23 protein-coding genes and 1 pseudogene are annotated in these 23,908 nt (G+C 61.1%); 16 read left to right on the top strand and 8 right to left on the bottom strand.

Annotated elements, in window-relative coordinates; genetic code table 11:
* Nucleotides 1-5 precede the first annotated feature (5 nt).
* The 3 genes from NR126_RS03395 to NR126_RS03385 form a co-directional block, all read right to left on the bottom strand.
* On the bottom strand, nt 6-2,855 hold the full coding sequence (locus NR126_RS03395; protein ID WP_105753584.1) for a class I adenylate cyclase: 2,850 nt from the start codon (nt 2,853-2,855) through the stop codon (nt 6-8).
* Between the two features lie 183 nt (nt 2,856-3,038).
* Nucleotides 3,039-3,284: a TIGR02647 family protein gene (locus tag NR126_RS03390; protein ID WP_027616858.1), complete on the bottom strand. Its 246-nt coding sequence runs from the start codon at nt 3,282-3,284 to the stop codon at nt 3,039-3,041.
* 160 nt (nt 3,285-3,444) lie between these two features.
* The gene (locus NR126_RS03385) at nt 3,445-3,729 is read right to left on the bottom strand and encodes a hypothetical protein (protein WP_105753585.1); all 285 of its coding nucleotides are present in this window, start codon (nt 3,727-3,729) and stop codon (nt 3,445-3,447) included.
* A gap of 123 nt (nt 3,730-3,852) precedes the next feature.
* Here NR126_RS03385 and NR126_RS03380 point away from each other — a divergent pair, with 123 nt between their 5' ends.
* Complete coding sequence (locus NR126_RS03380; RefSeq protein ID WP_256829665.1) at nt 3,853-4,512, top strand: glutathione S-transferase; 660 nt, start codon at nt 3,853-3,855, stop codon at nt 4,510-4,512.
* Between the two features lie 106 nt (nt 4,513-4,618).
* Here the strand turns inward: NR126_RS03380 and argH are convergent, their stop codons facing one another.
* Entirely contained in the window at nt 4,619-6,013 is a 1,395-nt protein-coding gene (gene argH, locus NR126_RS03375; RefSeq protein WP_027616861.1) for an argininosuccinate lyase, read from the bottom strand.
* Nucleotides 6,014-6,359: 346 nt separating this feature from the next.
* Between argH and NR126_RS28935 the strand changes: the two are divergent.
* The 8 genes and pseudogenes from NR126_RS28935 to NR126_RS03335 all read left to right on the top strand — a co-directional run.
* Nucleotides 6,360-6,497 (top strand): annotated as a pseudogene (locus tag NR126_RS28935) (sensor histidine kinase); the annotation flags it as partial.
* Nucleotides 6,494-7,240, top strand: coding sequence for a LytTR family DNA-binding domain-containing protein (locus NR126_RS03365; RefSeq protein ID WP_105753588.1), 747 nt, complete (start codon nt 6,494-6,496; stop codon nt 7,238-7,240). The pseudogene NR126_RS28935 and the gene NR126_RS03365, both read left to right, overlap by 4 nt.
* 138 nt (nt 7,241-7,378) lie before the next feature.
* Nucleotides 7,379-8,320, top strand: a complete 942-nt coding sequence (hemC, locus tag NR126_RS03360; protein WP_105753589.1) for a hydroxymethylbilane synthase — start codon at nt 7,379-7,381, stop codon at nt 8,318-8,320.
* Nucleotides 8,317-9,081: a uroporphyrinogen-III synthase gene (locus NR126_RS03355; RefSeq protein ID WP_027616864.1), complete on the top strand. Its 765-nt coding sequence runs from the start codon at nt 8,317-8,319 to the stop codon at nt 9,079-9,081. The genes hemC and NR126_RS03355 overlap by 4 nt, the downstream gene beginning before the upstream one ends.
* A 16-nt stretch (nt 9,082-9,097) precedes the next feature.
* Nucleotides 9,098-10,234 carry a uroporphyrinogen-III C-methyltransferase gene (locus NR126_RS03350; protein ID WP_256829664.1) on the top strand — a complete coding sequence of 379 codons (1,137 nt, stop codon included), beginning with the start codon at nt 9,098-9,100 and terminating at the stop codon, nt 10,232-10,234.
* Nucleotides 10,231-11,469, top strand: a complete 1,239-nt coding sequence (locus tag NR126_RS03345) for a heme biosynthesis protein HemY (protein WP_027616866.1) — start codon at nt 10,231-10,233, stop codon at nt 11,467-11,469. The genes NR126_RS03350 and NR126_RS03345 overlap by 4 nt, the downstream gene beginning before the upstream one ends.
* Before the next feature lie 231 nt (nt 11,470-11,700).
* Entirely contained in the window at nt 11,701-12,252 is a 552-nt protein-coding gene (locus tag NR126_RS03340) for a disulfide bond formation protein B (protein WP_105753591.1), read from the top strand.
* Nucleotides 12,253-12,428: 176 nt separating this feature from the next.
* The gene (locus NR126_RS03335; RefSeq protein ID WP_027616868.1) at nt 12,429-12,887 is read left to right on the top strand and encodes an Rsd/AlgQ family anti-sigma factor; all 459 of its coding nucleotides are present in this window, start codon (nt 12,429-12,431) and stop codon (nt 12,885-12,887) included.
* A 60-nt stretch (nt 12,888-12,947) separates the two neighbouring features.
* On the opposite strand, the gene NR126_RS03330 is transcribed toward NR126_RS03335, so the two are convergent.
* Entirely contained in the window at nt 12,948-13,613 is a 666-nt protein-coding gene (locus NR126_RS03330) for an FKBP-type peptidyl-prolyl cis-trans isomerase (protein WP_105753592.1), read from the bottom strand.
* Nucleotides 13,614-13,805: 192 nt separating this feature from the next.
* On the opposite strand from NR126_RS03330, the gene NR126_RS03325 reads away from it, so the two are divergent.
* Nucleotides 13,806-14,936, top strand: a complete 1,131-nt coding sequence (locus tag NR126_RS03325) for an AlgP family protein (RefSeq protein WP_256829663.1) — start codon at nt 13,806-13,808, stop codon at nt 14,934-14,936.
* Here the strand turns inward: NR126_RS03325 and NR126_RS03320 are convergent.
* Complete coding sequence (locus tag NR126_RS03320) at nt 14,933-15,397, bottom strand: TIGR02444 family protein (RefSeq protein WP_256829662.1); 465 nt, start codon at nt 15,395-15,397, stop codon at nt 14,933-14,935. The genes NR126_RS03325 and NR126_RS03320 overlap by 4 nt on opposite strands.
* A gap of 50 nt (nt 15,398-15,447) precedes the next feature.
* On the opposite strand from NR126_RS03320, the gene NR126_RS03315 reads away from it, so the two are divergent.
* The 5 genes from NR126_RS03315 (at nt 15,448) to NR126_RS03295 (ending at nt 21,206) form a co-directional block, all read left to right on the top strand.
* Nucleotides 15,448-17,358: an ATP-binding cassette domain-containing protein gene (locus NR126_RS03315; protein WP_027616872.1), complete on the top strand. Its 1,911-nt coding sequence runs from the start codon at nt 15,448-15,450 to the stop codon at nt 17,356-17,358.
* Nucleotides 17,358-17,939: a mechanosensitive ion channel family protein gene (locus NR126_RS03310; protein ID WP_256829812.1), complete on the top strand. Its 582-nt coding sequence runs from the start codon at nt 17,358-17,360 to the stop codon at nt 17,937-17,939. Before NR126_RS03315 ends, NR126_RS03310 begins: the two co-directional genes overlap by 1 nt.
* A gap of 115 nt (nt 17,940-18,054) precedes the next feature.
* Entirely contained in the window at nt 18,055-18,687 is a 633-nt protein-coding gene (locus NR126_RS03305) for a LysE family transporter (protein ID WP_256829661.1), read from the top strand.
* Between the two features lie 146 nt (nt 18,688-18,833).
* Entirely contained in the window at nt 18,834-20,729 is a 1,896-nt protein-coding gene (locus NR126_RS03300) for a cytochrome c/FTR1 family iron permease (protein WP_256829660.1), read from the top strand.
* Nucleotides 20,730-20,750: 21 nt separating this feature from the next.
* Nucleotides 20,751-21,206 carry a YaiI/YqxD family protein gene (locus NR126_RS03295; protein WP_027616876.1) on the top strand — a complete coding sequence of 152 codons (456 nt, stop codon included), beginning with the start codon at nt 20,751-20,753 and terminating at the stop codon, nt 21,204-21,206.
* A 3-nt stretch (nt 21,207-21,209) separates the two neighbouring features.
* On the opposite strand, the gene elbB is transcribed toward NR126_RS03295, so the two are convergent.
* On the bottom strand, nt 21,210-21,878 hold the full coding sequence (elbB, locus tag NR126_RS03290) for an isoprenoid biosynthesis glyoxalase ElbB (protein ID WP_027616877.1): 669 nt from the start codon (nt 21,876-21,878) through the stop codon (nt 21,210-21,212).
* Nucleotides 21,879-22,050: 172 nt separating this feature from the next.
* On the bottom strand, nt 22,051-22,680 hold the full coding sequence (locus tag NR126_RS03285) for a DedA family protein (protein WP_027616878.1): 630 nt from the start codon (nt 22,678-22,680) through the stop codon (nt 22,051-22,053).
* A gap of 207 nt (nt 22,681-22,887) precedes the next feature.
* Here NR126_RS03285 and hemB point away from each other — a divergent pair, with 207 nt between their 5' ends.
* Nucleotides 22,888-23,901, top strand: coding sequence for a porphobilinogen synthase (hemB, locus tag NR126_RS03280; RefSeq protein WP_027616879.1), 1,014 nt, complete (start codon nt 22,888-22,890; stop codon nt 23,899-23,901).
* Nucleotides 23,902-23,908 lie beyond the last annotated feature (7 nt).

The raw sequence follows: 23,908 nt of genomic DNA, 5'->3' as shown, positions 1-23,908 counted from the left end.
GGGCGCTAAACCTGTTCGAGCGCCTTGTTCAACGCGCGCTCCAGGTCTGCCTTGTATCGCAGATAAAGCTGACTTGAGCCTTGCCCGTCACCGGGCAGGCCGGACAGGTCGAGGTCGGTGATGTAGCACCGATAGGGTTGGACCTCACAACGCTGCTCGACAATTGCCTGCGCGACCACGGCAAACAACGCGTCGCCGTGCTCCACTTCGCTGAACTCTTGTTGATTGCAATACAGGGTGACCTGCACCTTCGTGGGGGCCGCTTTACCGATAATCGCCTGGACCTCATAGAACGGTTTTTTCGCAGCGCTCTGCGGTGCCGCTCGCGGTTCTACCCGGCGCGCCCGACCGCTGCCCGAGGCCAGCAATTGGTAGTACAGCACGTCTGGAACTGCGGTTGATTGGCTGGACTCCAGCGGCATCAATGCCTCGCGGCGGTACAGAATCGATTGCAGGAAGCGCTGTAAAGGCAGCAGCAGGCTGGTTTCGTCGTGAAACGGCTGGCGCTGTTGCCACAGCGTGTTGAACTCATCCAGCACATACAGTTCTGCTGAAGCGTCGAAGAGGCGATAGAACACCTGGATGCAGTCCGGCAGCCCCATGGGCAGGATCAGCGCAAGGTCCTCATCTTCGAGGGCCATCGGGTCCAAGTGCAGGGGGCTGTATTGCTTTTGCTCCTTGCCCAGGTAGTCCAGTAGCGCCGGCAGGTTGGCCAGGGCGACGTGCCTGACCTGTCCCGGCACCAGCTCCAGTACGTGGTAACGCTGCTGAACCTGAATCAGGTAGCGATGATTGAGCCCGCTGAGCAGCAGGTTCTGCGCGGTATCGAATATCTCTTCCACCCGCTGGGCAATGAACGGCGCCCGATTGTGGCAGAAGCATCGCACCCGGAGCTGCGGCTGTCGGGCGTCCTGTGGCAGCTCGTTCAGGTAGTCACGCAGGCAGTCGAGCAGGGCATGTGGTCCGTCGTGGCGGCTGACCAGCACCTCGTTCCAGCTGTTCAGCGTAACCCGGTCAAGGGTCAGCACCAGGTTTTCGCGCACGCCGGCATAGCTCAACGAGTCCGTACGCTCGGTGGTCATCAGGATATTCAATTCGCGATGCTGTTTGAGCGGGTCGATGCCGACGTTGACCAGGATCAGCACTTCGCCGGGGACGCTGGCGCGCAACAGCGGCTCTTCATCCACCATCGGCAAGGGGAGTGTGATGCTTTGTTGCAGGCTGCCCAGCAGGTTGAACAGTTCGAATTCACTGAGATCGCTGTCACCGGGGTGCAGCGCCAGGCGTGTGCTGCTGTCGATCACGCCGTTGCGATGGCTCCAGGTGAGCAGTTCCAGCAGGTGCCGGCTGCGCTTGATGGGCGAGAAATGCTCCCACTCCATCTTGCTCAGGCTGCCGTTGTACAAGCCCCAATGGCTTTGCCCTGGCTCGTTTTTATCGCGGGAGTGCACCAGGGTCAGGGTGTCCTCGGCCAGGTCCGGGGCGATGCCCGGATTGATCACTTCGACTTTGTCGGCTTTGCGCTCGAACGCCGCGTACAGCCTGCGCCCGAGTACTTTGAGGTCACGCTGGTTGGTCAGATTGGCGCTTTGCTCGTTGCGGGCGAATTGCGTCAGGAAGCGATAGCTGTAGTTGAGTTCACTGACCAGCGCTCGACGTTCTGCGCTGACCTGGCGGACCTTCCACTGGCTGCGGCTGTCGAGCATTGCCAGTTGCCGGTGATCCCAGTGCCATTCGCGGGTCAGGCGTTCGAGCAGTTGGCGCTGCCAACTGCTGCTGCGTTGCCGGCCGACGCCGGTAAGCTTGCGGTTGACCTTGAGGTACAGGGCGCGTCGAACCAGCTCCAGGCGCTCCGGCTCGCCCCTGGTCAGGAGATATTCCTCGATGCGGCGGTAGACCATGATGTACGGGTCCAGCTCGTCAAGGTCGAGGTGATTGGCGAATACCGCCTGCTTGAAGAGCAGACTCAGGCATCCCACATGTGGGTGTTCGCTGGCGTAGACCTCGATCAACAGCAGTTTGAGCACTGACTTGTAAGGCGACTCGATGCCCTTGAACAACTGCCAAAGCCCGGCGCCAATGAACTCCCCCGGCGGGATGTGCGCCAAGTGGCCGAGGTCGAGGGTTTCGTCTGCGCGGATAAAACGCTTGGACAGCAGGGTATGGGTGTACAGCTCGTAGCCGGCTTCTTCGTACACCGGTACCAGCCACCAGATCGGTGTCCGCCCGGCCAGCCAGATTGCGGTGCGGTAAAACTCGTCCAGCAGCAGGTAGTGCTGGGTGGTGCCGCAGTCTTCGGAGCTGAGTTGAGTGTCGCGCTCGCCGCGGACGAAGCGCTCCGCATCGATCAGGAAAAAATGCGCTTCAGTTCCCTGGCTCGCGGCCCAGGCTTCGAGCAACTGACATTTCTTGCGCAGTTCGGCGAGTTCGCTGTCGGTGAGGTCTGGGGCATGGCAAACCCAAACATCCATATCGCTCTGGTCGGCCTGGGCCAGAGTGCCGAGGCTGCCCATGAGAAACAGGCCGTGAATGGGGCGCGGCGGGTTGCCGTGACGGGCTCTGTAGGAGAAGGAGCGGGTCAGCCGCTGAGCTTCGGCGAGGGTCGCGGTGTCGGGCTCGAAGTTTGATAGTCCGGCGGGCGTGCTGCTCGAGACATATCCAGGCAGCAAGGGATGATTGACGTGGAAAAACAGCGGAAGAAGCTTCAGCACGACCTGCTGGCGTGGCGATAAACCTTCCAGGGTGCGTGCCAGCCGACCTTCGTTGAGCTTGAGAAAGCGCGCGCGCAGCTGTCCGAGAACCTTGCGATCAATGCCCTCATCCAGGTCGGGGCGGATTTCGTGGGTGCGGGTCATGTCAGCTTAAACCGGCTCGCAGTGAACGAACGAGGGAAGTCTCGGGACGGGAGCCAGTCTACAGCCTCGTGGGCATGACTTTTAAGCGGATTGTTGGTTCCTGGCGTCAAATTTCTACCAGCGGGCGACAGTCTGCCCGCGGAAATCCCGTCACAGGGGTTTCCGTGGGCGATTCAGATGGCTTTATGCGGTTTCTTCGACAGAAAGGATGGTCAGTACAGTCTGCACATTCTGCGCTGCGTCACGTCCCAGGCTGGTCAGGTAACCGCCATCGGGTTGGTCGATCAATTCTTTTTCGTACAGGCGTTGTGCGGCGGCAATCGCTTTCGGGGCAGCGGTCTGATGAATTTTCAGGCCTTCCTGGGAACTGTCCAGGTTGAAGAGTGCAAGGATTTCCAGTTCGGCAACCAACTCAGGGGTAAGCGACATAAGGACTCCAGACTTTCTAGGAATAAGACTCAAGCGCCCCTAAGGTGAACTCACTCGGCGTGGCTGTCCAGTGTTGGCTGAGAGCATTTCGTCGCAGATGAACCGTGCGCTCAGGCTCGCTCCCGGTATTTCGCGAGGTGCGAGTCGCGGGAGCGTCGGCTTATTGTTTTTCCGGCGGCAACTCGGGCAGGGCGCGCAGGGCCGTTTCGTACCACTCGGTGTCGAACGGGCGGTCGTCGTCGAGCATGGCGTCGATCTCGTAGGCCAGGACGTGGGCCATCAGATTGAGAATGTCGTCATGTTCGTAACCGACCAGGGTCAGTTTGTTGAATGTCGCTTTCGCAGCGGGCGGGTTGTCGCTTTCGATCTGGTTTTCGATCGCTTCGACCAGTGTGGTCTCGGCAAACTCTTCTTCGTCGTTGTCGATATCGGTTGGCTCGCTCATGGCAGGCTCCTCAAGGAAAGAGCGCCAGTTTACCTGTATTCAGCCCGCTGATGCTGCTGGCAAGAACCGCTTGAGGGATCTATAAACAGGCACTGCCCACCCCGCACGGCCTGGAGGCTTGTGATGCTCAAACTTTACGGATTCGCCGTCAGCAACTACTACAACATGGTCAAGCTGGCGTTGCTGGAAAAAGGCCTGCCGTTCGAAGAGGTCAGGTTCTACCCGACGCAATCGTCTGAATCGCTGGCGATCAGTCCGAGGGGCAAGGTACCGGTGCTGGGCACCGATCAGGGGTATATCAACGAGACGGCGGTGATCCTCGACTATATCGAGAGTAGCCAGACGGGCAAGCCGCTGCTGCCGACCGAGCCGTTCGAGCGCTCGCAGGTGCTGGCGCTGGCCAAGGAAATCGAGCTGTACATCGAACTGCCAGCGCGCGCCTGTTATGGCGAGGCGTTTTTTGGTGGGACTGTGCCTGACGCCATCAAGGAAAAAGCTAAAAATGAACTGCTCCTGGGGTTTGCAGCCCTGGGTCGACATGGCAAATTTGCGCCCTACGTGGCGGGCGATAGCCTGAGCCTGGCGGATCTGTATTTTCTCTACAGCGTGCCGTTGGCTTATGGAGTTGGGAAGAAGTTATTCGGGATTGATGTGCTGGCAGAGTTGCCGCAGGCGAAGGCGTTGTTGGAGCGGCTGGAGCAGAACCCGAATGTGCAGAAGGTTGGGGCAGACAAGGATGCGGCGATGCCGGAGTTTTTGGCGATGATAGCTGCCAAGAAATAGGGCTTGGCTGGTTTTTGGATAGCTTTCGCTGGCAAGCCAGCTCCTACAGGTCGATATCGCATCTGTGGGAGCGGGCTTGTCGAATCGTCACACCGCCGCGAACGTTTTATCGGCTGGCCAACAACGCCTGACCGCGTGCCACCGCCAACTTCACCTGCGCCGGCGCGGTGCCGCCTATGTGGTTGCGGGCGTTCACAGAGCCTTCCAGGGTCAGCACGGCAAACACGTCCTGCTCGATCTGGTCGCTGAATTGACGCAGTTCTTCCAGGCTCATCTCTGCGAGGTCCTTGCCGCTCTCCACGCCGTATTTCACCGCGTGGCCGACAATTTCGTGGCAATCACGGAATGGCAAGCCGCGACGCACCAGGTAGTCCGCCAGGTCGGTGGCGGTGGAGAAACCGCGCAAGGCCGCTTCACGCATGATGGCGTGCTTTGGCTTGATCGCCGGGATCATGTCGGCAAAGGCCCGCAGCGAGTCGCGCAGGGTGTCAGCGGCGTCGAACAGCGGCTCCTTGTCTTCCTGGTTGTCCTTGTTGTAGGCCAGCGGTTGGCCCTTCATCAGGGTTAGCAGGCCCATCAGCGCGCCGAACACCCGGCCGCTCTTGCCGCGTACCAGCTCCGGCACGTCCGGGTTTTTCTTTTGCGGCATGATCGAGCTGCCGGTGCAGAAGCGATCCGGCAGATCAATGAACTGGAACTGCGCACTGGTCCACAGCACCAGCTCTTCGGAGAAGCGCGACAGGTGCATCATCGCGATGCTGGCGGCGGCGCAGAACTCGATGGCGAAATCGCGATCGGACACGTTATCCAGCGAGTTGCCACCGACGGCGTCGAAGCCCAGCAGTTGTGCGGTCAGCTCACGATCGATCGGGTAAGTGGTGCCGGCCAGCGCGGCGCTGCCCAGGGGCATGCGGTTGGTTCGCTTGCGGCAGTCGACCAGACGCTCAAAGTCACGGCTGAGCATCTCGAACCAGGCCAGCATGTGATGCCCGAAGGTCACCGGCTGGGCGGTTTGCAGGTGCGTGAAGCCTGGCATGATGGTCTCGGACTCGCGCTCGGCCTGTTCCAGCAGACCTTTTTGCAGGCGGGTGATTTCAGCGAGGATCAGGTCGATCTCGTCACGCAGCCACAGGCGAATGTCGGTGGCTACCTGGTCGTTGCGGCTGCGACCGGTGTGCAGCTTCTTACCGGTGACGCCGATACGGTCGGTCAGGCGCGCCTCGATGTTCATGTGCACGTCTTCCAGGTCGATGCGCCAGTCAAAGGTGCCGGCCTCGATTTCGCCCTGGATGGTGCTCAGGCCTTCGATGATGCTGTCGCGCTCGGCATCGGTCAGCACACCGACCTTGGCCAGCATGGTGGCATGGGCGATAGAGCCCATGATGTCGTGGCGATACAGGCGCTGGTCGAAAGTGACGGAGGCGGTGAAGCGGGCGACGAAGGCGTCGACGGGCTCACTGAAGCGGCCGCCCCAGGACTGATTGGTCTTGTCAGTGCTCATGAATTCGCTCGTGATCGGCTGAAGGAGAATGGCGTGAAAACCTGCGGCGGATAATAACAGGGTTGCCAATCGTGTCGGTGACACTGGTCAGCAGGTTTTTGCTGTTTTGCGCGGCCCTGCAGCACGGGCTGTCGCCGGGAATGCGCAACGATATTTGTCAATTGCCGACGGTTGGCACGGCGAACGTCTACAGTTGGACGATAGGGGCCGCGTGATTGTGCGTTTCAGGTGCGCGCCGGCCCGACTCCAGGCCGACAGTTGAAGAGCGGGGGTGTACATGGTGGCTATCAACATTCCCTGCAGTACTGACTCGCCAGGACTGAGTTTTCACGCTGCCACACCGACACTGATAAATATTGCTGTCCGACGTGCGGCACTTTTCGGCGCTCGCGCTAGTCTTAGCGTGGATCGCGGTGACGGATGTCACTTCACCTGTCTACGCTATCCTTGTGCGAGACTCACGCAGGAATCCAGCGCAATATGAATGTCCTGATCGTTGATGACGAACCCCAAGCCCGCGAGCGCCTGAGCCGTATGGTCAGTGAGCTCGAGGGATACAACGTCCTGGAGCCCAGCGCCACGAACGGCGAAGAGGCGTTGACCCTGATCGACAGCCTGAAGCCCGATATCGTGCTGCTTGATGTGCGCATGCCTGGCCTCGACGGGTTACAAGTGGCCGCTCGCCTGTGCGAACGAGAGGCCCCGCCAGCGGTGGTGTTCTGCGCCGCCCAGGAAGAATTTCCCATTGAGGCCCTGCAAGCCAGTGCAATGGGCTATCTGGTCAAGCCGGTCCGTGCCGAGCTGCTGCTCGAAGCCCTGAAAAAGGCCGAGCGCCCCAATCGCGTGCAACTCGCGGCCCTGACCCGGCCAGCAGCGGAAAGCGGCAGCGGGCCGCGCAGTCACATCAGTGCTCGAACCCGCAAAGGTATTGAGCTGATTCCCTTGGCACAGGTCGTCTATTTCATTGCCGATCACAAGTATGTGACCTTGCGCCATGAAGGTGGCGAGGTTCTGCTCGACGAGCCGCTCAAGGCGCTGGAGGACGAGTTCGGCGACCGCTTCGTGCGTATCCACCGCAATGCGCTGGTGGCGCGCGAGCGAATCGAGCGTCTGCAACGGACTCCGCTCGGGCATTTCCAGCTGTTTCTCAAAGGTCTGAACGGTGATGCGCTGATTGTCAGTCGGCGCCATGTCGCTGGCGTGCGCAAGATGATGCAGCAGCTTTAAACCGCGAGCCGCACGCGGTTTTCAGATCCCTTTTCCGGGCATGTCAGGCCAGGGAGGCCACGTTGCCCCTGATACAAGTCAAAGCGAATTTGGCTGAGCTGTTATTATCCGCCGTATCTATTCAGTACGGATTGATCCATGTCCCCTCGCGAAATCCGCATCGCTACCCGCAAAAGTGCCCTGGCCTTGTGGCAGGCCGAATACGTCAAGGCTCGTCTGGAGCAGGCTCACCCCGGCCTGATCGTGACGCTAGTACCCATGGTCAGTCGCGGCGACAAGCTGCTGGACTCGCCCCTGTCGAAAATCGGTGGCAAAGGCCTGTTCGTCAAGGAGCTGGAAACCGCGCTGCTTGAAAACGAAGCCGACATCGCTGTGCACTCCATGAAAGACGTACCCATGGACTTCCCGCAAGGACTAGGCTTGTATTGCATCTGCGAGCGCGAAGACCCGCGCGACGCGTTTGTTTCCAATACCTACGCCAGTCTTGAGGCGCTGCCCCAGGGCAGTGTGGTGGGTACTTCCAGCTTGCGCCGCCAGACCCAGTTGCTGAGCCGCCGACCGGACCTGCAGATCCGCTTCCTGCGTGGCAACGTCAACACTCGCCTGGCCAAACTGGATGCGGGTGAGTACGACGCAATCATTCTTGCGGCTGCCGGGCTGATCCGCCTGGGCTTCGAAGATCGCATCAGCTCCTCGATCAGCGTCGACGACAGTCTGCCTGCCGGTGGCCAGGGCGCGGTGGGTATCGAATGCCGCAGTGCCGACAGTGAAATCCACGCCCTGCTGGCGCCGCTGCATCATCAGGACACTGCGACCCGTGTGAGTGCCGAGCGCGCGCTGAACAAGCACCTCAACGGTGGCTGCCAGGTGCCGATTGCCTGCTATGCCGTGCTCGAGGGTGAGCAGGTCTGGCTGCGTGGCCTGGTAGGTGACCCGAATGGCACTCTTTTGCTTAATGCCGAGGCTCGGGCCCCACGTGGCGATGCCGAAGCTTTAGGCGTGAAAGTCGCCGAAGATCTGTTGAACCAGGGGGCCGACACTATTCTGAAAGCGGTCTACGGTGAGGCGGGGCACGAGTGACAGGCTGGCGCTTGCTGCTAACGCGCCCGACGGAAGACTCTGCGGCGCTGGCGGCTTTTTTGGCGCGAGAGGGGATTTTCAGCAGCAGCCTGCCGCTTTTGGAAATGGAGCCGGTTTCGGCCTCTGCCACAATGCGCAAAGTGATCGAGCACCTGGATCGTTATTGCGCGGTGATCGTGGTCAGCAAGCCGGCCGCCCGCATGGGACTTGCCTTGATCGCACCGGCATGGCCACGGCTGCCGCACCTGCAGTGGTTCAGTGTCGGCGCGGCGACTGCGCAGGTACTCCAGGAGCACGGGCTGCAGGTGGGTTTCCCGACGCAAGGCGACGACAGCGAAGCCTTGCTGGCGATGGAGTCATTGCGCCAGGCAATCTCCCGGCCCGACGCGCGCGTGTTGATCCTGCGCGGGGAGGGCGGGCGTGAACTGCTGGCTGAGCGTTTGCGTGAGCAAGGTGCTAGTGTCGATTACCTGGAAGTGTACCGGCGTAGCCTGCCGCCTTATGCGTCCGGAGTCTTGCCCGAGCGGATTGCGGCGGAACGCTTGAACGGCCTGGTGGTCAGCAGTGGACAGGGTTTTGAGCACCTGCGGCAAATGGCAGGTGAAGCCTGGCCGGCGCTGGCGCGGTTGCCGTTGTTCGTTCCCAGCCCCAGGGTCGCCGAGATGGCGCGATTGGCAGGCGCCAAACTAGTTGTGGATTGTCGTGGTGCCAGTGCCACGGCTTTGCTGACGGCGTTGCGGGAAACCCGACCCGTTCTCTAATGCAAAGGATGGATACGTGAGCGAAACAGCCTTGCCAAAAGATGACCTGCAACCCGCGCTCGACGTGCCGGTTGAACCCGTAAACAGCCCGGCACCGCGCCGGGGCAATGGCCTGGCGCTTGTGGCGTTGCTGGTAGGCGCCGCAGGCGTTGCCGTCGGCGGCTGGGGTGTCTGGCAGGTGCGCACGCTGCACGCCAACACCCAGCAGCAATTGGGGCAGTTGCAGGCGCTGAGTGACCAGTCGCAGAGTCTGAAACTCAACGAGCAACGCCTGTCGGCGCGCCTGGAGCAATTGCCGGCAGCCGAAGAACTGGAAGAGCGGCGCCGCTTGGTCGCGCAGTTGCAGGGTGACCAGCAACGACTCAATCAGCGTCTGGAAACGGTGCTCGGCGCCAGCCGCAAGGACTGGCGCCTGGCCGAAGCCGAGCACTTGTTGCGCCTAGCCAGCTTGCGCCTCTCGGCACTGCAGGACATCAGCAGCGCCCAGGCGCTGGTCCAGGGGGCGGACGAAATCCTCCGTGAGCAAAACGATCCGGGCTCTTTCGCTGCACGTGAGCAGATCGCCAAGAGTCTGGCGGCTCTGCGCAGTACCGAGCAGCCCGACCGCACCGGGCTGTTCCTCAAGCTGGGGGCGCTGCGTGATCAGGTCACCGAACTGACCGAGCTGGCGCCGGAGTACCACGATCGCGGTGAGTCCTTGCTGGGGCTGACCGCCGATGGCGATGGTGCCAGTCGCTGGGCGCAATGGTGGGATCAGATCTCGCGCTACATCCGCATCGATTTCGGCGCCGACAAGAATATTCGTCCGTTGCTCGCCGGCCAGAGCCTGACCCAGGTGCGCCTTGCGTTGAGCCTGGCACTCGAGCAAGCGCAGTGGGCCGCGCTCAATGGGCAGGCGCCGGTCTACACCCAGGCGCTGGCGGAAGCTCGTGACGTGCTCAAGGGCAGCTTCAATCAGGACAACCCGCAAAGCAAAGTCATGCTTGAGCAGATCGGTGAACTGAGTCAGCAGCCTGTCACGGTGCTCACCCCGGATCTGGCGACCACACTAAGCGCAGTCCAGGGCTACCTCGAACGCCGTAACGTGAATGCCGAGGAGTCGGTCAAGCCCGCTGCCAAGGCTGCCGGAGCCACGTCGGAGACCCGCCAATGAAGCGCCTCTACATCATTGTGTTTCTGGTCATAGCAGCCGCCGGAGCCCTCGGCCTGGCGATCGCCCAGCACGCCGGTTACGTGTTGATTGCCTACAACTCCTTTCGCTATGAGTCGAGCCTCTGGGCGACCTTGCTGTTGCTGGCGGTAATCTGGCTGGTGCTGTGGGGCGTCAAAGCATTGATCGAGTTGGTGGCCGTCTCCAGCGGTGTGGTCAATCCGTGGTCCAATCGAAATCGCAGCCGGCGAGTACAGGTGGCAATCGAACATGGCCAGCTGGATCTCGCGGAAGGTCGCTGGGCCAGCGCACAGCGCCATCTGCAGCGCGCCGCCGAAGCCGAGCGTCAACCATTGCTGTATTACCTGGGGGCTGCCCGGGCGGCCAATGAGCAAGGGCGCTACGAGGAGTGCGACAACCTGCTGGAGCGAGCGTTGGAGCGCCAGCCTCAGGCCGAGTTGGCAATTGCCTTGAGTCATGCGCAATTGCAGACCGACCGTGGCGATACCGACGGTGCCCTGACCACTCTGGTAGCGATGCATGAGCGTCATCCCCATAGCGTGCAGGTATTGCGTCAGTTGCAGCGCCTGCATCAGCAGCGCGGTGACTGGTCGTCAGTGATTCGCTTGTTGCCCGAATTGCGCAAGGACAAGGCGCTGCCTGCCAGTGAGTTGGCAGAATTGGAGCGGCGGGCCTGGGGTGAAAATCTCAGCCTCGCGGCGCATCGGGACGATAGCGGTGCGGTCGGCCTGCAGTCGCTCAACCGCGCCTGGCAACAGCTCACCTCGGCTCAACGCCAGGAACCTCAGTTGGTGCTGGCGTATGCCGAACAGTTGCGCCAATTGGGCGCCGAAGTTGAAGCCGAGGAAGTTCTGCGCACCGCACTCAAGCGTCATTACGATAGCCATCTGGCACGTTTGTACGGTTTGCTGCGCGGCAGTGATCCGGCGCGACAGCTGCAAACCGCCGAGGCTTGGTTAAAGGATCATCCGAACGACCCAAGCCTGTTGTTGACCCTTGGGCGGCTGTGCCTGCAAACCAGTCTGTGGGGCAAGGCGCGGGACTATCTGGAAAGCAGCCTGCGCTTGCAGCGCAATCCCGAAGCTTGCGCCGAGCTTGCTCGATTGCTGGCTCAACTGGGGGACACCGAGCGCAGCAACCAGCTTTTTCAGGAAGGCCTGGGGTTGCTGGATGAGCGCCTACTGGCGTCACCCTTGCCCGTTCCCGCTCGCGTGTAGGATTACATGGATGCAGGCTCGTCCGAACGGGCGAACCTGCTACCTGAAACGCGCCGTATCTGCTTCAGTGTGTATGTCGTAGGCAGAGTCTTACGAGGGACTACACGTTTTCCTGTCAAACCTGTCGGCATTTCCCTACGATCGTGTCGAATTCATGGCGCTGACCCTCCTTGAAAGGCCGCAGCGCTTTCCTCTACCGTAACTGTCTGTCTCTTCTTTTACGGATAAGCCATGTCCTTGGCCGGCTCACGATCGTTGTTTTTCATGGCTTTCCTGGCGGCGGCCGTGGTGTTGGGCGGTTCGTATTATCTGGAGTATGCAGTCGGACTCAAAGCGTGTGGCCTGTGCATGTTGCAGCGTCTGTGCCTGCTGCTGTTGATGCTCGTGTGCATGATCGCAGCGGTGCATGGTCCGCGTCGCCTGGGCAGTGGTTTGTATTGGCTGGCGAGCCTGATCAGCGCCAGCGCAGGCATGGCTATCGCCTGGCGCCAGGTGGTGCTGCAAAACGATCCTGTGTCGCAACTGATTGCATGCTCACCGGACGCCCAGGAGTTTTCCAGAGAGATGCCACTAGTGTGCCTGCTCCGACTGATGTTCGAGGGAACTGTGGACTGTGCGCGGATTTCCTGGTCGCTGTTTGACCTGAGCATCGCCGAATGGAGTCTGATGTTTTTTGTCTCGGTGTCGATCCTCAGTGGCTATCAAACCCTTCGGATGGTCTGCAGCGCCTTTCAGCACCCATCCAGCGACGAGTCGTCGCACTGCCGCCCACAGGGCGATTAAACACTTGTATGAACTTTATCTCCTGCGTACCTTGTAGCAGTTGGCGTGCGAGCATAATCTGGCCCGCACGCGTCATTGGATTTATGTTGCTCGACGGTGCTTCGCCCGGCCGAACCTTGATACTCAAGTCTTGCGGTAAGTAGGGCGGCATTACCCACAAGGGAAGAGAGATCACCATGCTCGAAAGTTGTCAGAATGCTCAGGAACGCTGGGGTGGAGTGCATCTGCTGATCGATCGCTGGTTGCAGGAGCGTCACGAACTGGTTCGGGCCTATGATGCTCTCGGCTCCAAGCCTGAGACCCTGAGTAAAGAGCAAAAGCCATTGCTGGAGTTCTGTGGCGTGCTGGTCGACTATGTATCGGCGGGCCATTTCGAAATCTACGAGCAGCTCACCGGTGAGGCAAAAGCCTTCAACGACAAGCGTGGTCTGGAGCTGGCCGAGACCCTCTACCCACGCATCGATGTCATCACTGAAAAGCTGCTGGCGTTCAACGATCTGTGCGACGAAGGCAAGTGTGTCGCCGAGAAATTCAAGGAGCTGGGTGGCTTGCTGCATGAGCGTTTCGAGCTCGAAGACTGCCTGATCGAAGTGCTGCACACGGCGCACAAGGAAGAAGCTCCGGCACAAGCCTGAGCCTGATCGACAAGACCCTGGAACGGTGCGCATGACGCACCGTTTTTCGTTTATGGATTCTCAGCCAGAGATGTCCAACAACTCCACTTCAAATACCAGCGGTGTAAAGGGCGCAATGAGATCGCCTGCACCCTCGGCGCCATACGCCTGCGCAGAGGGGATGACCAGCCGCCATTTCGCGCCCACCGGCATGTCCTTCAGCGCTGTGCGCCAGCCAGGGATCACACTGTCGAGACTGAACCATTGGGCCTGATCGTTCTGGTCGAACACGCTGCCATCAGGCAGCCTGCCGATGTAGCGGACCTGGACCTTGCCATGGGCACCGGCGGTGTCGCCATGACCTGCCACCCACTTCGTCAGCAGGATGCCGTCGGCCAATACCGTGACACCGGGCCTGGCTTTTTCCGTCGTTAAAAAACGCTGCTCTTCCTGTAGCGCAATTTCACTTTTCGGTTGGTTGGGCTGCTCGGCCATGCGCGCTTCATGTGCAGCCAAAAGCTGCTCGATGCGTCGATCATCAAGCGCCAGGGGTTTGCCCTGATAAGCCTGTTGCAGACCTTCGAGCAACGCCTGAATTTGCAAGTCCGGAACCTCCTGCCGCAAGCGTTCACCCAAGCTTGCACCCAGGCTGTAAGCAAGATCGTGGGCGTCATTCTGCGGATTTTTTTCTGCGGCCTGCGCCATCGAAAAAACCACGCACAAAGGTAAAAAAAGCAAACGCGACATGGGCGTTCTCCGGCTTGGAATGTGCAGGATTATGCCAGCGCGAAAGGGCAGTTCGCAGAACTGCTTTGTGCTTGGGGCAGAACATTTTCGGTTTCGTGCAACCCATGGCAATCGATACTGTCAACATGCCCTAGCGGCGGTAGCAGCAGAGGTCTAGTATGAGCCGCACTCACGTCAGCCAGGAGGTAAACCATGTCGGCCAATAAGAAGCCTGTAAATACTCCGTTGCATTTACTCCAACAGCTCTCGGGCAGCCTGCTCGAACATTTGGAAACTGCTTGTTCGCAAGCCTTGGCTGATGCTGAAAAACTGCTCGCCAAACTGGAAAAGCAACGCGTTAAAGCACAGGAAAAACTGCACAAGTCCCGCACCAAATTGCAGGACGCCGCTACGTCCGGAAAAGCCAAGGCGCAGGCCAAGGCCAAGGGTGCGGTCAAGGAGCTGGAAGACCTGCTCGATGCCCTCCAGAAGCGTCAATCCGATACTCGTAACTACATTCTGCAACTCAAGCGCGATGCTCAGGAAAGCTTGAAACTGGCCCAAGGTGTGGGTCGGGTTAAAGAGGCAGTTGGCAAGGCATTGACCCTGCGCGCGGCCAAGCCTGCAACTGCCGCTGCGGCAAAAAAACCGGCTGCCAAACCAGCCGCCAAGGCGCCTGCCAAAACCGCCGCCAAGCCTGCAGCCAAGGCACCGGCTAAAACCGCTGCAGCCAAGCCTGTAGCCAAGGCACCGGCTAAAGCCGCTGCAGCCAAACCTGCTGCCAGGACGGCCGCCGCCAAACCGGTTGCTGCCAAGGCGCCTGCAAAAGCCGCCGCCAAGCCTGTGGCGAAAACTGCCGCCGCCAAACCCGCAGCCAAGACTGCAGCCAAGACTGCAGCGGCCAAGCCCGCGGCTAAAACCGCTGTTGCGAAACCGGCTGCCAAACCAGTAGCCAAGGCTGTTGCTGCCAAAGCTCCGGCCAAGGCTGCCGCCAAGCCAGCGGCTAAACCGGCTGTGAAGCCTGCCGCTGCCAGCGCTGCGAAACCAGCCGCCAAGCCTGCTGCTGCCAGTGCTGCGAAACCCGCAGCCAAACCCGCAGCTGCGAAGCCAGCCGCCGCTAAACCTGCAGCTAAACCAACTGCAAAACCAGCAGTGAAAAAGCCCGCCGCCGCTAAACCGGCTGCTGCCAAACCGGCAGCCGCACCTGTCGCCGCCAAGCCAGCGACTCCAGCACCAGCGACTTCGCCTGCACCAGCGCCAGCCTCGGCGTCGGCCGCCAGCGCTCCAGCTGCCTCGCCTGCACCGGCCGCCAGCGCCACCAGCACACCGACAAGCGCTTCCTAAGCCTCGGTCAACGCGACGCGCAGCTGATGCAGCGCGTCGCGATCAAGGTTGGCGGCGTCCGCCGCCGTACCTTCCAGCCATAAGATCAGGTCATTTCTCTCACCCCCTGGCCATTTCCGCGCCGAATTCTCCAGGCGCACCAACAACTGTTTCTCCGCTTCCAGCTCCATGGTTTTGATTTGCGCGCGCAGGGCGCTGATCGAGGCATCCGTCACGGCCGCTACTTTCCATTGCCTGCGCAATTCACGAAGGGGCTGGACCACATCGGTGTACCAGGGCTGTGCCACGTGCACCAGTTGTTGCAAGCGCTGCGCAGTGCAGGCGACGCCGCGCTCGCCCAGCCAGGCCGCACACAACAACAGGCAAACATTGGCGCCGGTATCCTGCAGTCGCAGGCAAATGGGCTCGATGCCCGGCCTTGCATAGGTGTCGAGGGAAAAGCTCCACAGGTCAGAGGACATAGTGCTACTCGCGCCAGTTGCGAGCGAAGCTGGTAGACTCCGCCGCCATTATGATTCGACTTCAGAACCTGACTTTACAGCGTGGCCCGCAACGTCTGCTAGAAGACGCCGAGCTGACCCTGCACGCCGGCCACAAAGCCGGCCTGATCGGTGCCAATGGCGCCGGCAAATCGAGCCTGTTTGCCTTGCTTCGAGGTGAACTGCACCCGGACTCGGGCGACTGCTTCCTGCCGGCAGATTGGCGTATCGCCCACATGCGCCAGGAGGTCGATACGCTGGATCGCCTGGCGGTCGACTACGTGCTCGATGGTGACCTGCGCCTGCGCGAGGTCCAGCGCGACCTCGCCGCCGCCGAAGCTGCCCACGATGGTGCCGCCCAGGCGCGCCTGCACGCCGAGCTCGACAGTGCCGACGGCTACACCGCCGATGCGCGCGCGCGCAAGCTGCTGGCGGGGCTGGGCTTCACCAACGAACAGACGGATCGTCGCGTCGGAGATTTCTCCGGTGGCTGGCGGATGCGTCTGAACCTGGCGCAGGCCTTGATGTGTCCGTCGGACTTGTTGCTGCTTGACGAACCGACCAACCACTTGGACCTCGACGCCATCATCTGGCTGGAAGAGTGGCTCAAGAGCTACCCCGGCACCCTGCTGCTGATTTCTCACGACCGCGACTTCCTCGACGCCGTGGTCGATCATGTGGCCCACGTCGATCAGCGCAAGATCACCCTGTACCGCGGTGGCTACACGGCGTTTGAACGGGCCCGTGCCGAGCGTCTGGCTCAGCAGCAACAGGCCTACGAGAAGCAGCAGGCGCAACGGGCGCACATGGAAAGCTACATCGCCCGGTTCAAGGCCCAGGCCACCAAGGCCCGTCAGGCCCAGAGCCGGATCAAGGCGTTGGAGCGGATGGAGGAACTGTCGGCGGCTCACGTCGATTCGCCGTTCGACTTCGTGTTCCGCGAGTCGACGAAGATCTCCAGCCCCTTGATTGACCTGTCCGATGCCCGCTTGGGTTACGGCGACAAGACCATCCTGGAGAAGGTCAAACTGCAGTTGACCCCGGGCGCGCGGATCGGCCTGCTCGGCCCCAACGGCGCCGGCAAGTCGACCCTGATCAAGAACCTTGCCGGCGAACTATCACCGCTGGCTGGGCGCCTGACCCGTGGCGAGAACACGGTGGTCGGCTACTTTGCCCAGCACCAGTTGGACTCGCTGGACGCCAAGGCCAGCCCCTTGCTGCACCTGCAGCGCCTGGCGCCGACCGAGCGCGAACAGACTCTGCGCGACTTTCTTGGTGGCTTCGACTTCCGCGGTGCGCGAATCGACGAACCGGTGCTCAACTTCTCCGGTGGTGAAAAGGCCCGCCTGGCGCTGGCACTGATCGCCTGGGAACGGCCTAACCTGCTGTTGCTCGACGAACCGACCAACCACCTGGACCTGGAAATGCGCCTGGCGCTGACCATGGCCCTGCAGGAATTCAGTGGCGCGGTTCTGGTGGTCTCCCACGACCGTCATCTGCTCAAGAGCACCACTGACAACTTTTTCCTGGTGGCCGACGGCAAGGTCGAAGAGTTCGACGGCGACCTGGAAGACTACGCCCGTTGGCTGGTCGAGTATCGTCAGCGCAATGCGCCGGTGAGCACGACGCCGGTCAATCCGGACAAGACTGACAAGAAGGCCCAGCGCCAGGCCGCGGCTGCGTTGCGTCAGCAACTGGCACCGCACAAGCGAGAGGCCGACAAGCTCGAAGCCGAATTGGGCAAGCTCCACGAGAAGTTGGCGAAAGTCGATGCAAGCCTGGGTGACAGCGATATCTACGAGCCGGCGCGCAAGAATGAATTGCGTGACCTGCTGGCCGAACAGGCCCGCTTGAAGGTCCGCGAAGCGGAGCTTGAAGAAGCCTGGATGGAAGCGCTGGAACTGCTGGAAAGCATGCAGGCGGAGCTGGAGGCGCTGTCGTGATCGAGGCGTTCAAGCTGCCCTTGCCGGCGGTGTGGATCGAGCCGCTGTGGCTTGGCCTGCAAATCCTCCTGATTCTGCTGGCGGGCTACCTGGCGCAGCGCTTCGTAGCCAAGGGGCTGACCCGTCTGGGTGAGCGTTATCCGTTTCCACCGCAGTTGCTGATGCCGCTGCGTGGTGGTCTGCGCTGGCTGATCATGGGCAGCGCGTTGATCTTTGTCCTGGAGCGCCTCGGCGTTTCAGCGACGGTGCTGTGGACCGCGCTCTCGGGTTTCGTCGCGGTTGCGGCCGTGGCGTTTTTCGCCATGTGGAGCGTGCTGTCCAACCTGCTGTGCGCAATCCTGATCTTCACCGTCGGGCCCTTTCGCCTGGGTGATGTGGTCGAGTTGGTGGACACCACCGACAAGCCCGGCGTCAAAGGCCGGGTGGTCGCGATCAACCTGCTGTACACCACACTGATCGAGGCGGAAGAGGCCGGCACCGGCAGCGCCATGGTGCAAGTGCCCAACAGCCTGTTCTTCCAGCGCTCGGTCCGGCGCTGGCGCGGCAGCGACGTATTGCCGTCCAGCGGCTTCGAGAAGTAGTCGCACGCCCGCTGTCGCTGGTCGGCAGCGGACATTTCCGGTAAAAAATCGATAGTCATTCGCCGGCTGGCGCATTAGCTTAGACAACTGACAAGCGTGTGAGGCGAGGTGTGCGATGGTGTTGGAAACGTGGCTGGCTTTTTTTGCCGCCTGCTGGGTAATCAGTCTTTCTCCGGGCGCCGGCGCCATTGCGTCGATGTCCAGCGGCCTGCGCTACGGTTTCTGGCGCGGCTATTGGAATGCCCTCGGCCTGCAATTGGGCCTGGCGCTACAGATTGCCATTGTCGCCGCCGGCGTCGGCGCGATCCTCGCGACATCGGCGACTGCCTTCTATGCGATCAAATGGTTCGGCGTGGCGTATCTGGTGTATCTCGCCGTCAAGCAATGGAAGGCGCTGCCCAGTGACATGAGCGGTGACGCGGCGATGCGCCCGATCGGCAAACCCATGGCACTGGTATTCCGGGGTTTCCTGGTAAACATCAGTAATCCCAAGGCGCTGGTGTTCATGTTGGCGGTGCTGCCGCAATTCATCGATCCGCATGCTCCCTTGGTGACGCAGTACCTGATCCTCGGGGCGACCATGATCTGTGTTGATCTGATCGTGATGGCCGGATACACCGGACTTGCCTCCAAGGTGTTGCGCCTGCTGCGCACGCCAAAGCAGCAGAAACGCATGAATCGCACCTTCGCGGGTCTGTTCATTGGTGCCGCTGCGTTCATGGCGACCCTGCGCAAAGCCGTGGTCTGAACCATCCCGCTTCAATGAAAGGCGACTCTGGGTCGCCTTTCTCATTCTCGGCACCTGAAAACGCACGCCATTGACCGACAAAGCTTGAGTGAAACTCATTCGAAGTGAACAATATGTAACTTCGTATTACCAAATGAGATTCATTCATGACTGCGCCGTCCCGTTTCCTGGCCTGGCTGGTCCTCCCGTTGCTTGCGCTGTGCAGTTCCAACCTGCTGGCCGACACCGTGGAAGGTGCCCCACAAGCCCTGCATGTCCTCGACTACATTGGCGCCGATTACCCGGCGACGGTCGAAGCGGGCAAGGTGATCGATAGCGCTGAATACCAGGAGCAGCTCGAGTTCCTGAACTCGCTGCAGGGTTTTGTCGGCGGATTACCGGCCAATCCGCAGAAGCCTGAACTGGAGCAGGGGCTGGCGGCGTTGACCAAGGCTGTCGACGAGCGCCAGGACGGTGCGACGGTCGCCCGTCAGGCGCGGCAACTGGGGGCGAAGCTGGCGGTGGCCTATGAGGTCAGTCAGGCGCCTATCATCACTCCTGACCCGGCACGCGGCGCGCCGCTGTATGCGCAGAACTGCGCGGTCTGCCATGGCGCCAGCGGTGCTGGTGACGGCCCTGCCGGTGTCGGCCTGGAGCCGCCGCCGGCGAACCTGCAGGATCGCGCCCGTCAGGACCGCCTGAGCCTCTACGCGATCTACAGCACCCTGGGGCAGGGCATCGAGGGCACGGACATGCCGTCGTTTGCCGATCAGCTGGATGAACGCCAGCGTTGGGATCTGGCAACCTACATCGCTGGCTTCACCGCCGACCCGGCGGCGGTAAAAAGTACGAAGACCTTCAACCTTGCCGATCTGGCCCGTCAGACCCCGGCAGAAGTACTGGCGGCCGAAGGGCCTGAAGCAGCAGCTACTTTCCGTGCGCAGCGAGCCCAGCCACCTCAGGTCCAGCGTGGCCCGGCGCAGTTGCTTGATTACACCGCCGCGACCCTGGACAAGAGCATTGCCGCGTACCGGGCTGGCGATCACGACCAGGCCTACGATCTGTCGGTGGCGGCTTATCTGGAAGGCTTCGAGCTGGTTGAAAGCTCGCTGGATAACGTCGACGCCAACGTGCGCAAGGACACCGAAAAGGCGCTGATGGCCTACCGTCAGTCACTTCAGGACGGCTTGCCGGTGGAGCAGGCCCAGCAGCGCCTGGACACGGCCAAGGCCAAGCTCAAGGAATCCGCCGGCCTGCTCGGTGGCGATGGCCTGAGCTGGTCGCTGAGTTACATCTCCGGTCTGTTGATTCTGCTGCGCGAAGGCCTGGAAGCGATTCTGGTCCTGGCGGCTATCCTCGCGTTCCTGCGCAACACCGGCCAGCAGTCGGCGGTGCGCAGCGTCAACGTCGGCTGGGGCCTGGCCTTGCTTGCTGGCCTGGGGACCTGGGCCTTGGCGGCCTATGTAATCGACGTCAGCGGCGCTCAGCGTGAACTGCTCGAAGGTGCCACGGCGCTGTTCGCCAGTGTGATGGTGCTGTGGCTCGGGGTGTGGATGCACGACCGGCGCCACGCAGCGGCCTGGCAGGATTACATCAAGAGCAGCCTGGTGGGCGGGGGTGGGCGTTTCGGCTTCGCGATCCTGGCGTTCTTCTCGGTATACCGTGAACTGTTCGAAGTGATCCTGTTCTACGAAACCCTGTGGCTGCAAGCCGGTCCCGCCGGACATAACGCGGTGCTGGCCGGTGGTGCAACCGCCTTCGTACTGCTGATTGGCCTGGCCTGGGTGATTTTGCGCGGCTCGGCGAAGTTGCCGCTGGCGCTGTTCTTCTCGATCAACGCCGGGCTGCTCTGTGCGCTGTCGGTGGTGTTTGCCGGGCATGGTGTGAAAGCTCTGCAGGAAGCCGGGATCTTCGGCACCCGGCCAGTGCCGTTCTTCGATTTCGACTGGCTGGGGATTCACGCTGATGCTTACTCGCTCAGTGCGCAGGTGCTGGCGATTGTGGCTATCGTCGTGCTGTACAGCCGCAGTCGTATGGCCGAGAAGCGTCGGGCGACGGCGTAGTTCATTACAGAGGAGAACACCGTGCGTGTATGGATCGATGCCGACGCTTGCCCACGGGCAGCGAAGGATCTGGTGGTAAAGTTCGCCCTCAAGCGCCAGTTCGAGGTCGTGCTGGTGGCCGGCCAGCCGCAGACCAAGCCCGCACTGGCGTTGGTCAAGCTGATCGTGGTGCCCAGCGGCCCGGATGCGGCGGATGACTATCTGGTGGAGCACGCGGTGCCCGGTGAGTTGGTGATCTGCAGCGATGTGCCATTGGCCGATCGTCTGGTCAAAAAGGGCGTTGCTGCTCTGGACCCACGGGGAAAGGAGTTCGATGCGCAGAACATGGGCGAGCGCCTGGCCGTGCGCAATCTGTTTACCGACCTGCGCGAGCAGGGGCAGATGAGCGGCGGACCGGCGCCGTTTGGCGAGCGGGAGAAACAGGCATTTGCCAATGCGCTGGACCGGATTCTCACTCGGCTCAGTCGCAAAGGCTGATGCTCAAGCGTCGTTTTCGTGGGTCAGTTCCAGCACCCGGTCCACCAGCTTGTTGATGCCGGAGGCGGCCTCGCTGATTGACTGCGCGAGCATGTAGGCAGGTGTGCTGACCAGTTTGCGCGCCTTGTCTTCGACGATGTCTGTGACGGCGCAGTCGGTGTGAGTGGCGCCCATTTTGGTCATGGCCGCAGCAGTATCGGCGTCGTTGCCGATGGTGCAGGTGACGCCCGGGCCGTAAATTTTGGCCGCCAGCGCCGGGGAAATGCAGATCAAACCCACAGGTTTACCGGCTTCGGCAAAGGCCTCGGCCAGTGCCAGGACTTCCGGTTGCAGGCTGCAGCCGGCACCTTCGATGGCGAAGTTGGAGAGGTTCTTCGCTGCACCAAAACCACCGGGCACGATCAGTGCGTCGAAGTCTTCGGCATTGGCCTCACGGATGTCCTTGACCTGGCCACGGGCAATGCGCGCCGATTCCACCAGGACATTACGCGCCTCAGGCATCTCCTCACCGGTCAGGTGGTTGATCACATGCAATTGCGCGATGTTGGGGGCGAAGCATTGCACCTGTGCGCCGCGCTGATCCAGGCGCAGCAGAGTGATCACGCTTTCGTGGATCTCGGCACCGTCATAGACGCCGCAGCCGGAAAGTATCACTGCAACTTTTTTGCTCATGGGCTCTTCTCCAGATTCATGGCGCTAAATGTCCACTAATTTGCCACCGGTTGCCATAGGGTCAAAGAGTTGACCGCTGATCGTTGGACAACCGTTTCTCGCGGATCGCGCCATGAAATTCAGGTGAGCACTGCGCTGGCCGTTACAGCCTGCTGAGCGTGACGGCCGCGAGTTACTCGGCTGGCGTCTTGGGCTCGTTCCGGGCCATTTCGGCCTTGAGTGCCTGCTCATCGGCGTAGACCTGTTTGGCCAGCCGCGCATTCTTGAATCGTCGACGCAGCCACAGACCAAGACCCAACACCAACAGGGCGCCCAGCACCCATAGTTCGTACTTTTTGACGCTGCCGAGCATGCCTTCCAGAACCGCTCCGAAATGATAGGCCGCGGCGGCCAGCGCGGTGGCCCAGATTGCCGCACCAATGCCGTTGAGGATCAGGTAGCGGCCAGGCGGATACCCCGACAGGCCGATAGCCACCGGCATCACAGTGCGCAGGCCATAGACGAAGCGAAAGCTCAGGACCCAGATGTCCGGATGCTTGCGAATATGTTCCAGCGCCCGATCGCCCATCAATTGCCAGCGCGGCTTGCGCGCCAGCAGCTTGCGTCCGTGCTTGCGGCCCAGGAAGTACCACAGCTGGTCGCCGGCGTAGCTGCCAAGGAACGCCACGACCACTACGATATTGATGTCCATGTAGCCACGGAACGCGAGGAATCCTGCAAGAACCAGGATGGTTTCGCCTTCGAAAAACGTACCCAGGAATAGGGCGAAGTAGCCAAAGTCATTCAGGAATTGTTGGAGCATTGTCTGGGTGCTGGCGAAATGAACGCGCAGCCTAACCCCTTAGGCCCATGGAGGAAAGTATCCAAATGTGTCTCGACGTGAACAAATCCTACAAGGACAATGAATGCGACTACGGGTCACAGGGGTGCACATAACTGTCACACGACGGTCATAATGTGCGCTTATAACTGTCACGCTCGCCCGCCAGCGCGGGCTCAGGAGTCTGCCGTGAGCTTTACCCCCGCCAACCGTTTGTTTCCTGCAACCCGCCTGCGTCGCAACCGTCGTGATGAATTTTCGCGTCGTCTGGTCCGTGAAAACGTCCTGACTACCAACGATCTGATTCTGCCGGTGTTTGTGCTGGACGGTGAAAACCGTCGCGAAGCGGTGGCATCGATGCCGGGCGTCGAACGCCTGACGATCGACCTGTTGCTTGAAGAAGCGGCGCAGTGGGTCGAGCTGGGGATTCCGGCGGTTGCCCTGTTTCCGGTGACCCCGACCGAACTCAAGTCCCTCGACGCCGCGCAGGCCTGGGATCCGCAAGGCATTGCCCAGCGCGCCACCCGCGCTTTGCGTGCGCAGTTCCCGGAACTGGGGGTGATCACCGACGTGGCCCTGGACCCGTTCACCACCCACGGCCAGGACGGCATCCTCGATGAAGACGGCTATGTGCAGAACGACGTTACCGTCGATGCACTGGTCAAGCAGGCCTTGTCCCATGCCGAGGCTGGCGCGCAGGTGGTGGCGCCATCGGACATGATGGATGGCCGCATCCAGGCGATCCGCGAAGCGCTGGAGCTGGCCGGTTACGTCAACGTGCGGATCATGGCCTATTCGGCCAAGTACGCCAGTGCCTACTACGGGCCGTTCCGCGATGCGGTCGGTTCCGCGTTGAACCTGGGCAAGGCCAACAAGGCGTCCTATCAGATGGACCCGGCCAATGGCCATGAAGCCTTGCACGAAGTGGCTAGCGACTTGTCCGAAGGCGCGGATATGGTCATGGTCAAGCCGGGCATGCCGTACCTCGATATCCTTTATCGGGTCAAAGAAGAATTTAAAGTGCCGACCTTTGTCTATCAGGTCAGCGGTGAATACGCCATGCACATGGCGGCGATACAAAACGGCTGGTTGAGCGAAGGGGTGATCCTTGAGTCCCTGACCGCCTTCAAACGTGCCGGCGCTGATGGCATCCTCACTTACTTTGCCGTACGTGCCGCTCAATTGTTACGAGAGCAAAAATAGCCCTCCC

Source organism: Pseudomonas sp. Pse1, from assembly GCF_024519635.1.
Taxonomy (GTDB): domain Bacteria; phylum Pseudomonadota; class Gammaproteobacteria; order Pseudomonadales; family Pseudomonadaceae; genus Aquipseudomonas.
This window is presented reverse-complemented; position numbering and strand designations above follow the sequence as displayed.